The sequence below is a fragment of the Sagittula salina genome, assembly GCF_017813235.1.
In the GTDB taxonomy this organism is placed as follows: Bacteria; Pseudomonadota; Alphaproteobacteria; order Rhodobacterales; family Rhodobacteraceae; genus Sagittula; species Sagittula salina.
Genome location: NZ_JAGISH010000009.1, coordinates 188,454 through 198,694, shown reverse-complemented (window position 1 = coordinate 198,694; position 10,241 = coordinate 188,454). Strand labels below are relative to the sequence as shown.

Here is a 10,241-nt window from a genome sequence, read left to right as displayed (position 1 = left end):
ACTACGGCGCCCTCGGAGACACATCAACACTCGCAGAACCCGCCGTCGTCGACGACCTCATCGAAAACAGGATGAACCGATGAAGCCATAACGCGCGCGACCGTCCCGACGGACGGTCGCCCTCCATCCATCCCGAAGCGGCAACGGGAATCGGGCCAGCCGCCGGATCCCCAGTCGACAATGACAAAAACATGAAAAGCCGGGGCCAACTCCAGCCCTTTGCATTAAATGATAGGAACAATTCGGAAAATACGATGGTTGGCAAAATTTTGGCCTACCGTTTCCCTCGATAGCCACCACATGTGGTATTTTCCGAGGGAGGATTCGTACTCACACCTGCGATGGTTCCTCCGCCGGCCTCTCAACGCAGGCTACTGGTCCCGAAAAACGGGTGGCGACGAAAAGACCTTCAGGTGCGGCCCAGGCGGTCAGTCCGCGATCATCAAGTACAATGGCGCCATTGTCGATGGGTATCGCCGACTTCGCAGGCAATTCCAAGAAGAGAAGCCACGCGATTGCTACCCGGGCGAAGCCGCGAGAACCGGGACAAACCCCTGTCACAGCATCCGGACCTGGCGACTTCCCGGGTCAGTTCTGGGTGGAAATGAACACCTACACCATCACATCGTTGGTCTTGCTATCTCTTGGGGCGTTTGCCGACTTACGCCGTGTGCGGCTTGGAGGGCTCGTCCCAGGTCAACACGGCCCACATGATGCGTGCTGCCTTATTAACCATGGCGACGGTGGCAAGCCGGGCGGGCTTTCGCTATAACAGCTCGGTCAGCCAGGGATCGGCCCGCTCGGGGTGGGCAGCGACCTGCCGGACCCGCGATGTCATTCCGACGACGATGAGCTGGCGCAAGTACCGAACCCGCATTCATTGCCCGTGGTCGGGATGCGAAAGCAGGAGGTAACCAGACTTCGGCAGACGACAGACCACGACGCCCGGTTGGACATCAAGGGCCTGATCCTGCTCCTCGAGCGGCGGATCGAAAAGGTCGAAGCCAGAAGCGCGGAAATCGTTCGGTCCTCGCCAGAACTGGCCGAAACGGATCGTCAGCCGCAGTCAGTGCCGGGTGTCGGCACGATTGTCGCGGCCAGGCTCATGGCCGAGGTGCCCGAGATCGGAACAACCGATCGCCGAAAGATCGCAGCTCTTGCCGGCCTTGCGCCGATTGCCCGGAATAGCGGTCAGCGTAGCGCAAGACGGGCCATCGGCGGCGGACGGGCCACCGTCCGGACTGTCCTCTCCCTGGCGGCCCCACACGCGAACGACACTCGGCCGCCATGTTCCGAGCGTTCAGACAGAGGCTGCAGGACACGGGAAAGCCAGTCAAAGCCGCCTTGACAGCGACCGCGAGAAAACTGCTCTGTCTGCTCAACAGCATGATCGCAGAAGGAACCTGCTTCCGAGAGGTTCCCCCGGCCTGAATACAGGTGCCGAAAACACGGGGCGGTTCACTCGAGGCCCAGAACGCGCAGCTGAAGAAGACGCTGGCCGAACGCTTGCTCGACGTGGCCACGCTGAAGGAAATGCTGGGAAATAACTTCCGAAGCCCGGTGCAAGGCGGAGACCTGTGGACCGCTGCCCGGCAGGGCATTGCGTAGCGATGCCCCGAGAGGGAGGGCCATGACAGACAAGAACGACAACCAGTGTAAATGCTGGATCAAAGTTCCCCAAAAAGTGCTGGCGCAAAATTCCCCGCCTAACGGATTCGGGGATCAGCCGTGTGATTAAGACCTCCGTTCCTGGGGGGCCGGCCGCGCCTCTTCTGGGGCGGTGGCGGGGTCATGGCGGCGTGTGACCGGGTATAATCCGGCATCAGGTCGGCGTGGCCGCGGAGGCGGTCGCTGGCGCCCTCGTTCTGCACGACGACCGCATGATGCAGGAGTCTGTCCAGCAGCACCGTGGCGACGACGGGATCGCCGAAGACCTCACCCCATTCGGCGAAGCCGCGGTTGGAGGTCAGTATCATCGCGCCCTTCTCGTCTCGGGCGTTGATGCGTTGGAGGAACAGTTTGGCACCACTGCTGGTAATGGACAGGTATGCCTAGCGGCAACGGTCGAGCCTGGGACCGAGACCGGCTCCACAACCGGGAGATGATGGTGAAGGTTGTCGAGATCTACCGCTTCGCTCACACAGGACCGGCTCATCATAGACGACGGAAATGCCCGCGATGCAGCTCGGACCCGCCCGAAGGAAGATTCGGGCAAGCGAGTGCTTCATTTACTGCAAACGGCTGGGCGCCTTCCCTGCCTTTCTGTTTCCCGGGTAAACACGCTCTTAGGTGGCGTTAAGCAGCGCGCACGAATTTGCTTCCAGTTTGACCGGTCCCGCTGCCAAGGTGTTCTGGATATGTTACCTTTGTCTGGTGGGGGCACGCTGGACGGAGCATTCAAATGCAACTCGCAGGCCTCTCATACTTGAGTGCGCCACAGGTCACGGGGCACCCCCATGCCCTGCCGGGCGCACCGGAAAAGAAACCCCCGCTGGCGGAGGTGCAACCCATTCTCGACGCCCGCCGGCCAGAGACCCAGCTGGGGCGCAATTCCCCGCGCACCTTCTATTTCGCGGTCCAGAACGAGCCTGACCCCGTGGCGCACAACCCGCCGCCGTCGATCATGCAGATCAAGATCAGTCAGATGTTGCAGGATCAGGTCGTGGGCGAGCAGTTGGAAAAAGACGACGTCGTCAGCAGGAAACCGGCCAACGCGGACGACGCCTCGAAAGCGGAGCCCGCGCACAACACGCCGGACTCCGCGCAGGCCGAGACGGCAGGGGCGACAGAGCCCAGCGAGGCTTCCACCCGCGCGGAGGCGCCGCGCGAACCGCTCCCCTTCCAAAAGGCCGCCAGGAAGCGCATCGCGCCGGAGAAACCTGCGATCGAGAAGGCCGCCCCTGTCCCCGAGCGCGCTCCTATGAACATGCCGGTGAAGGCAGTGGACCCCGCGTCGGTAAACCCGCAGATCAATGCCTCCATGGCGCCGGCCGGCTACGAGGAAGCCGCCAGCATTTCTCGCACGGACGTGCTCAGCACCCTGCCCTAGGTGTTCCCTCTCCGGAGGGATCGGCAGGCCTACTCGTCCTGGCTTCGGGGACCGGGTCAGGGCGGCGCCTGTCAAGCGCGGCGGTGTCCAGCCCGCCGCGCTTCTCCGTCTCCGCCCCCTTCCCCCCTCCAAAGCCTTGAAAACCGCCCCCGCACAGCCCGGAAAGCTGCAAAATCACGCCGGCTCCCCCGCAGGCGTCGCTTTTCACCGCGCGAAACCTCACCTATAACGCCACGCGAGGCCACGCAGGTTGGCGCTAAAGGCCCCAGTGGCCCAGTCTAGGCACGAGGACGGTATGAGCAAGAATTCCCACGAGGCGGACGTCGCCTTTATCAAGGCGCTGGCGGAGCTGCTGAACGACAACGATCTGACCGAGCTCGAGGTAAACCGCGAGTACGGCGACGACGACAGCCTGAACGTCCGCGTTTCCCGCGCGGCGCCGACGCAGGTGACATACGCTGCCCCCGCCCCCGCACCGGCCCCGGCGATCGCTGCACCGGCCCCGGCTGCTGCCCCCGCCCCCGCGCCATCCCTCCCGGAGGACCCCGCCGCCCATCCGGGCGCCGTGACCTCCCCCATGGTCGGCACCGTCTACATGCAGGCGGAACCGGGCGCCCCTGCCTTCATCGCCGTCGGCGCGACCGTCAAGGAAGGCGACACCCTGCTGATCGTCGAGGCGATGAAAACCATGAATCACATTCCTGCCCCGCGTGCCGGCACGATCAAGCGCATCCTCGTCGAGGACGGCGCCCCCGTCGAATACGGCGCCCCCTTGGTGATCCTGGAATAAGAGCATGTTCGACAAGATCCTCATCGCCAACCGGGGCGAAATCGCGCTCCGCGTGATACGGGCCTGCCGCGAGATGGGCATCCCTTCTGTCGCTGTGCATTCCACCGCCGACAGCGACGCCATGCACGTGCGCATGGCAGACGAAACCATCTGCATCGGTCCGGCGTCCTCCACAGACAGCTACCTGTCGATCCCGGCCATTATCTCGGCCTGCGAAGTCACCGGCGCCACGGCCATTCACCCCGGTTACGGCTTCCTTTCGGAGAACGCGCGTTTCGTGCAGATCGTCGAAGACCACGATATAACCTTTATCGGCCCCTCGGCCGAACACATCTCCATGATGGGTGACAAGATCACCGCAAAGGAAACGGCGAAGGCGCTGGGAATTCCCTGTGTGCCGGGCTCTGCCGGGGGCGTCGCGACGCTGGAGGACGCCAAGACGATCGGGGCCGAATTCGGCTACCCCGTCATCATCAAGGCCACTGCCGGTGGCGGCGGGCGTGGCATGAAGGTCGCCACATCCGAAGCCGAGATGGAAAAAGCATACCGCACCGCACGCGCGGAGGCCAAGGCCGCCTTCGGCAACGATGAAGTGTACATCGAGAAGTACCTTCAGAAGCCGCGCCACATCGAAATCCAGGTCTTTGGCGACGGCCAAGGCGGCGGCGTGCATCTGGGGGAACGTGACTGCTCCCTGCAGCGGCGTCACCAGAAGGTCTTCGAGGAAGCCCCCGGCCCCTGCATCACCCCCGAGGAACGCGCCCGGATTGGCAAGACCTGCGCGGATGCCATCTCCAAGATGGGCTATCGCGGCGCGGGCACCATCGAGTTCCTCTACGAGGACGGCGAGTTCTACTTCATCGAGATGAACACCCGTCTGCAGGTGGAACACCCGGTGACCGAATACATCTTCGGCATCGACCTCGTGCGTGAACAGATCCGCGTGGCCTCCGGCCTGCCGTTGTCTGTTACGCAGGACGACCTTCAGATCAACGGCCACGCAATCGAGGTTCGCATCAACGCCGAGAAGCTGCCGGAATTCCGCCCTTCGCCGGGGACGATCTCGCATTTTCACGCGCCGGGCGGCCTTGGTGTGCGAATGGACTCTGCGCTTTATGACGGCTATCGCATCCCGCCTTATTACGACAGCCTGATCGCCAAGCTGATCGTGCACGGTCGCGACCGCCCGGAGGCGCTGGCCCGTCTGAACCGCGCGCTCGGAGAGTTGATTGTAGACGGTATCGACACGACTGTGCCGCTGTTCCACGCGCTCCTGCAGGAAAAGGACATCCACACCGGCGAATACAATATTCACTGGCTGGAGAAATGGCTTGCGGCTGGCAGGCTTTCCTGACGCTTCCATTTCCAAAACCAAAAGGCCGCTCCTCCGGGGGCGGCCTGTCTCATTGCACTGACGCGCTTTGGACAGGCGCGTGCCCATAGGCAGAGTCGGCGCGGCCGATGCCCTACAACTCGATGTAGACGATAGTCCTCACATTTCACGACCGCCCAGTGGCCGAACTCCGTTTGCCCCCCCTGCCGCGATCCGTTAGTCTCCGGCCGAATTTGCGCGCGTCTGATCATGAACGTTACTCCCGAACTGCTTTTGCACGCCTACCGATCCGGCATTTTCCCAATGGCGGAACGGCATGACGACCCGGAGATATTCTGGGTCGACCCCCGCCGACGCGGGGTTTTGCCGCTCGACAGCTTTCACGTCTCCCGCAGCCTTGCAAAACGCCTGCGGCGAATGGATTACGCGGTAACGCTGAACGCCGATTTTCAGGGCGTGATCGACGGTTGTGCCGACCGGGCAGAAACATGGATCAACGCCGAAATCCGCGCGCTATATGGCGCCCTGCACGATCTGGGTCAGGCGCATTCTCTGGAGGTTTGGCAGGACGGCACTCTGGTAGGCGGAGTCTATGGCGTCACTGTGGGGCGAGCCTTCTGCGGGGAAAGCATGTTTTCGCGCATCACCGACGGCTCGAAACTGGCGCTGGCCTGGATCGTGGATCTGCTGCGACGTACCGGCTTCACGCTATTCGACACACAATTCCTGACACCGCACCTTGCAACGCTGGGTGCGCAGGAAATCACCCGCGCCGATTACCGGGCCCGGCTGGCCGAAGCGCTGGAGGGCGAGGCCGACATACTGTCCCAGCCGCTGGCCAATAGCGGTGACGACATAGCCAAGAGACTGAAATAGAACTTGTATTCACCGCCGCGATCCGCTCACGGTCGCAACCCCCACAGTCGATTTCCAACCCCGGATTTCGCCCTGTGTCCCATGCAGCCATGCCTTCAGTCTTCGGCCTGCTCGCCCGCCTGATCCGCTCCCTGATCCGCTCCCTGATCCGTTGTGCATCGCAGTACCCAGACGTCGTATCGTGCATGGTCTAGCGGGTTCAGCGCCGGGGACCCCGCAATCATCCAGCCTTCGAAAACGGGCTGGGCCACGCCAGCTTCCCGGATGGCGAGAAAGGCATAGGCATTGCCTGACGGATCGCCCGCCGGGTAGCGGCATTCCCTCAGCGAAACCTCAAGCAGTCCCATCACTTCCGACCGGCCGTTGGCCAGAGTGACATCGCTGACCTTGGCATTGAGCTTGTCGAGTGCACGTAACACGGCACCGGTGCCCACGTTTACAGCCTCTTGCGCAGAGGCCGCAGTTGCACACATGACCGGCAGAAACGCCAGCGCCAGGAGCACGCGCTTCATTCCTCCGACCCTCCGGAGCCCACGTATTTGAGCAGGAGCGACAGCAGGCTGACCGAGCCCTGCGTATCGAGGATTTCGTCCCCTTCGCCAAAGTAGAAGGGCGAGCCGCCGGGCGAGATTTCCACGAAATTTCCGCCAAGCAGTCCCTCGGAGGCGACAATGATCGCGCTGTCATCGGGGATCTGCACGCCGTCCCTGACCGTCACGACAGTATCGGCACGGAAAGTGTCGGGGTTCAGCGTGATGCCGGTCACGGTGCCCACTTTCACCCCTGCCAGTCGCACGTCGGTCCCGACGCTCACGCCTTCGATCGACCGAAATGAGGCGGTCAGCGGATAGCCGGTGGCACCAAGGGTAAATCCTGTGCTTTGAACGGTATATAGGCCAAAGGCGAGCGCCCCAGCCAATACAGCCCCACCCAAGGCGACTTCGCCCACGGAATGCGTCATTCGGGCGACCAGGCCTCGTAATCCGCGCGCTCCACCGGGCGGGGCTTGCGGATCGATCCTGCAGGCGCATAGGCCAGTGCTGTGCCGGTCAGGTTTTCCTGATGCGGCTGTTCCCAGGGCTTGTGTTTCAGCGCGGCGCTGCCGGGCTTCTCGTCAAAGGTGTGATGTAGCCACCCGTGCCAGTCGGGAGATACGCGCGAGGCCTCGGATTCGCCATTGAAGATCACCCAGCGGCGGCCCTCTGTGCTTTCGTAATAGGTGTTGCCCTGATCGTCCTCGCCCACTTTCTTGCCCTTGCGCTTGGTGTACAGCAGCGTGTTGAGCGTGGCACCGTTCCACCATGTGACAGCGCGGAGAAGGGTGTTGAGAATGCCCATGGACGACTCCTTCAGGTTTCACGGCATGTATGGCGAAAGCGGCCGTCCCCGTCCAGTGGCGCGGGGGACGCAAATCGCCGCGCCGCCCCGATTTTTCGCGAAAAATCGCTGCCTCAGGATGCCAGCTGTGGCACGCTTGCGCCAAGGGGAGCATGGGATGGAGCGGCAGGCAGGCATGAAGCACTTGGGACGGACCGCCCCTGTCGCGGCGCTTTGCAAGGGTGTGAAAGTGCCCGCTTCGCCCTTTCTCAACGAAACCCGCATCCGACGCATGGAGGAAGGCCGCTACGAGGGCGACGAGATCGCTGGTGCGCTCGCCGTCGTCCGCGAGGGCGACCGCGTGCTGGAACTGGGGGCAGGTCTGGGGATCGTGGGCGCTGTCGTCGCCCGGAACGCGCGGCCCGAGGCGGTCCTGTCCTTCGAGGCCAATCCGAACCTCCTGCCGTATATTCAGGCTCTGTATAAGATCAACGGGCTCGAGGACGTCATGGAGGTACGCAACGCGGTCGTACTGGCCAGCGAAGCGCGCCCCGAAGCGGTTGCCTTCCACCTCCGCAACAGCTTCCTCGGCTCCTCTCTCACTGACACCGGCAAACGCGAAACCACGCCGATTGAGGTTCCGACGGCCGGCTGGGCCGACCTGGTCCGGGGTTTTCGCCCCGATGTGCTGATCCTGGATATCGAGGGCGCGGAACTCGACCTTCTGCGCGACGGCGATCTGACGGGTATCCGCGCCATCGTGATCGAGTTTCACCCCGATCTTTATGGCAAGCCAGGCACAAGCGCCTGCAAGGACGCCCTGCGCGCGGCGGGGTTTCGCAAGCGCGACGCGGTCTCTACGCGCTTTGTCTGGACCTGCGAACGCGAAGACCTGAACGCACAGCCCCCCCACCCTTCCGGCGGCTGGTCCGAGGAAATCGTGGAGGTCGAGCGCCCCGTCGTCGTGCCCCCGGCAAAACGGTCCCATGTGCAGGTCACTGGCGTGCTCGATGCCAATGGCCACCCCGTCAGCCACGCGGGCCACTGGCAGAAGGAGCGGCTGATGACGCATCCCCCCGCCATGCCGCGCGCGACGGAACGCCTGCCCGGCCGGTGGCTTTGGGGAGGCGTGCTCTGGCGCTATTTCCCGCATTACATCACCGAAAGCATCACCCGCCTCTGGGCTCTGGACCGAATCGATGCGGCTGGTCTGGATGGCATCCTATACGTCCCCAAGAATCCGAAGAGAGACGAAGCGCTCCCCGGCTTTCACATGGCTTTCCTTCGGTGCATGGGGTGCTCGCTGCCGATGCACATTGCCCGCGCGCCCGTCCAGGCGGATGTGCTGGTGGTTCCGGGCCAGGGCTTTGGTCTGGGAGAGATCAGCCGCGGGACGGAGGCGTTTCGCCGCGCCATTTCCAACCGTTTCGGCAGGGGGATCGAACCAGAGGGACCGGAACGGCTTTATGTCAGCCGTTCGAAACTCGGGGCGAACCGTGGCGCTCTTTTGGGTGAACCTATCCTTGAGCGGCTGCTGGAGGCGGAGGGCTACGCGGTCTTCCACCCGCAGGAGCACCCGCTCGACGTGCAGATCGCCCGTTACCGCGCCGCGCGGAAGGTGATCGCGGTGGAGGGGTCCGCCCTGCATTTTTACGCCTATGCGGCTGGTCGGGACGCCGATGTGGCGATGATCCTGCGCCGCCGTTCGGTGTCGACGGGGTTCATCTCGACCCATGTAGAAAGCTTCACCGGGCGCGCGCCGCTCTGGATCGATACGCTCCGCCGGCGCTGGCGGTCCAAGGAATCGGCACGCAGCCGCCTGGCCATTGGCGAACCGGACTTTGCCGAGATGCAGAAGCAGTTGATCGCGGGCGGTTTCATCGCAGGGGGTCCGGCGTGGCCGCAACCTTTGGAGGCAGAAATGCAGGCGCTGCTGGGGCCGAACTACCGGCTGGATTGAGCGCTTGCCCGTGACGCCCGGGGATGGCTCCCGGGCGCGCGCGTCAAGCCAGGCAGGTCAGCTCGATTTCGATTCTGTACTTTGGGTCGATCAGGTTGCATTCGACCATCGTCGCCGCGGGCGGGTTGGCCCCGAAGACCTCTGTCAGAATCGGCCAGCAGGCTTCGAACTCAGCCGCATCGGGCAGGTAGTAATTGACGCGCACCGCCTTCTCGAAGGAGGAGCCTGCCTCTTTCAGGGCTTTTTCGATGGTCTCAAGCGCCGCGCGGCATTGCTCGACCACGTCGCCACCCTGCCCGACGGTGCCCGCCACATGCACAAAGCCGCCCGCGACGACGGCGCGACAATAGCCGATCTTCGCCTCGAACGGGCTGCCGGTGTGAATACGCTTTATCGCCATCGTTCTCTCCTGATTCAGTGTGGCACCTGACTTCCGCTGCATTTAGCCACAAAAAAGGGCGGGGAAAAGCACGACGCATTCCGCCCTTTGGGACATAGCCACAAGCAAGCCTGTCGCCGAAACGCGGCGGGCTGTTGATTTACCGCGATATCTGAACACGGCCCGATTTGAACACGGCCCGCTTCCTTGCTGCTTCGGAGGAGTTGTCGCTGAACGGCGCACGCCTGAGACGCGACAGCAAGGGCAAGGCCACGAAGTAGACGGCCACACCGGAGGCCGTCCGCGTCCTGCACAAACCCTGCATCGCATCGCCTGGTTGGAGGGGGTGGTCCTCGCCTGTGGGCCCACAACGACGGCATGTATGGCGGACGTTTTTCTCCGCAGACTGATGCCCGCACCGTCACGGAGGCCAATATCGCGGACCAGGACCATATGGCGCCTGCGCCGCGCGGGACCGGCCCGTATCCGGGATCGACCCGCCAGATCCCCGTAGTTCCGAAGCTCTGGGTGCCGCCT

At 63.4% G+C, this 10,241-nt stretch carries 11 protein-coding genes and 2 pseudogenes; 7 read left to right on the top strand and 6 right to left on the bottom strand.

Annotation, left to right across the window (positions count from 1 at the left end; genetic code table 11):
• Window positions 1-661: 661 nt before the first annotated feature.
• Window positions 662-868: pseudogene (locus J5474_RS23300) on the bottom strand (IS110 family transposase); the annotation flags it as partial.
• Window positions 869-949: 81 nt separating this feature from the next.
• Here J5474_RS23300 and J5474_RS16605 point away from each other — a divergent pair.
• Together J5474_RS16605 and J5474_RS16600 are read left to right on the top strand one after the other, a co-directional pair.
• Complete coding sequence (locus J5474_RS16605; protein ID WP_209362100.1) at window positions 950-1,348, top strand: transposase; 399 nt, start codon at window positions 950-952, stop codon at window positions 1,346-1,348.
• A 110-nt stretch (window positions 1,349-1,458) separates the two neighbouring features.
• Window positions 1,459-1,583: pseudogene (locus J5474_RS16600) on the top strand (IS3 family transposase); the annotation flags it as partial.
• A 123-nt stretch (window positions 1,584-1,706) separates the two neighbouring features.
• Here the strand turns inward: J5474_RS16600 and J5474_RS16595 are convergent.
• Complete coding sequence (locus tag J5474_RS16595; protein ID WP_342454057.1) at window positions 1,707-2,039, bottom strand: ATP-binding protein; 333 nt, start codon at window positions 2,037-2,039, stop codon at window positions 1,707-1,709.
• 362 nt (window positions 2,040-2,401) lie between these two features.
• Here J5474_RS16595 and J5474_RS16590 point away from each other — a divergent pair, with 362 nt between their 5' ends.
• From J5474_RS16590 to aat, 4 genes are all read left to right on the top strand, one after another.
• Complete coding sequence (locus J5474_RS16590) at window positions 2,402-3,049, top strand: hypothetical protein (RefSeq protein WP_209362096.1); 648 nt, start codon at window positions 2,402-2,404, stop codon at window positions 3,047-3,049.
• A gap of 295 nt (window positions 3,050-3,344) precedes the next feature.
• Window positions 3,345-3,839: an acetyl-CoA carboxylase biotin carboxyl carrier protein gene (accB, locus tag J5474_RS16585; protein ID WP_209362094.1), complete on the top strand. Its 495-nt coding sequence runs from the start codon at window positions 3,345-3,347 to the stop codon at window positions 3,837-3,839.
• Between the two features lie 4 nt (window positions 3,840-3,843).
• Entirely contained in the window at window positions 3,844-5,193 is a 1,350-nt protein-coding gene (accC, locus tag J5474_RS16580) for an acetyl-CoA carboxylase biotin carboxylase subunit (protein ID WP_209362092.1), read from the top strand.
• Window positions 5,194-5,421: 228 nt separating this feature from the next.
• Window positions 5,422-6,048 (top strand): leucyl/phenylalanyl-tRNA--protein transferase, encoded by a 627-nt coding sequence (aat, locus tag J5474_RS16575; protein ID WP_209362090.1) that lies wholly within the window; start codon window positions 5,422-5,424, stop codon window positions 6,046-6,048.
• Between the two features lie 95 nt (window positions 6,049-6,143).
• Here aat and J5474_RS16570 read toward each other — a convergent pair whose 3' ends face one another.
• The 3 genes from J5474_RS16570 to J5474_RS16560 are packed head-to-tail and all read right to left on the bottom strand — an operon-like array spanning window position 6,144 to window position 7,386.
• The gene (locus tag J5474_RS16570; RefSeq protein ID WP_209362088.1) at window positions 6,144-6,560 is read right to left on the bottom strand and encodes a DUF2155 domain-containing protein; all 417 of its coding nucleotides are present in this window, start codon (window positions 6,558-6,560) and stop codon (window positions 6,144-6,146) included.
• Window positions 6,557-7,009, bottom strand: a complete 453-nt coding sequence (gene mlaD, locus J5474_RS16565; RefSeq protein WP_209362086.1) for an outer membrane lipid asymmetry maintenance protein MlaD — start codon at window positions 7,007-7,009, stop codon at window positions 6,557-6,559. Before mlaD ends, J5474_RS16570 begins: the two co-directional genes overlap by 4 nt.
• A complete protein-coding gene (locus tag J5474_RS16560; RefSeq protein ID WP_209362084.1) occupies window positions 7,006-7,386 on the bottom strand; it encodes an NADH:ubiquinone oxidoreductase subunit NDUFA12 in 381 nt (126 codons plus the stop codon). The genes mlaD and J5474_RS16560 overlap by 4 nt, the downstream gene beginning before the upstream one ends.
• Before the next feature lie 157 nt (window positions 7,387-7,543).
• On the opposite strand from J5474_RS16560, the gene J5474_RS16555 reads away from it, so the two are divergent.
• Window positions 7,544-9,325: an FkbM family methyltransferase gene (locus tag J5474_RS16555; RefSeq protein ID WP_245216519.1), complete on the top strand. Its 1,782-nt coding sequence runs from the start codon at window positions 7,544-7,546 to the stop codon at window positions 9,323-9,325.
• Window positions 9,326-9,368: 43 nt separating this feature from the next.
• On the opposite strand, the gene J5474_RS16550 is transcribed toward J5474_RS16555, so the two are convergent.
• On the bottom strand, window positions 9,369-9,725 hold the full coding sequence (locus J5474_RS16550) for a RidA family protein (protein WP_209362082.1): 357 nt from the start codon (window positions 9,723-9,725) through the stop codon (window positions 9,369-9,371).
• Window positions 9,726-10,241: the final 516 nt, after the last annotated feature.

What these genes read in the sequence shown, in the direction of transcription:
- J5474_RS16550 (WP_209362082.1), bottom strand. Translation starts at nt 9,725, where the DNA reads ATGGCGATAAAGCGTATTCACACCGGCAGCCCGTTCGAGGCGAAGATC.
- mlaD (WP_209362086.1), bottom strand. Translation starts at nt 7,009, where the DNA reads ATGACGCATTCCGTGGGCGAAGTCGCCTTGGGTGGGGCTGTATTGGCT.
- J5474_RS16570 (WP_209362088.1), bottom strand. Translation starts at nt 6,560, where the DNA reads ATGAAGCGCGTGCTCCTGGCGCTGGCGTTTCTGCCGGTCATGTGTGCA.
- J5474_RS16555 (WP_245216519.1), top strand. Translation starts at nt 7,544, where the DNA reads ATGGAGCGGCAGGCAGGCATGAAGCACTTGGGACGGACCGCCCCTGTC.
- accC (WP_209362092.1), top strand. Translation starts at nt 3,844, where the DNA reads ATGTTCGACAAGATCCTCATCGCCAACCGGGGCGAAATCGCGCTCCGC.
- accB (WP_209362094.1), top strand. Translation starts at nt 3,345, where the DNA reads ATGAGCAAGAATTCCCACGAGGCGGACGTCGCCTTTATCAAGGCGCTG.
- J5474_RS16590 (WP_209362096.1), top strand. Translation starts at nt 2,402, where the DNA reads ATGCAACTCGCAGGCCTCTCATACTTGAGTGCGCCACAGGTCACGGGG.
- aat (WP_209362090.1), top strand. Translation starts at nt 5,422, where the DNA reads ATGAACGTTACTCCCGAACTGCTTTTGCACGCCTACCGATCCGGCATT.
- J5474_RS16560 (WP_209362084.1), bottom strand. Translation starts at nt 7,386, where the DNA reads ATGGGCATTCTCAACACCCTTCTCCGCGCTGTCACATGGTGGAACGGT.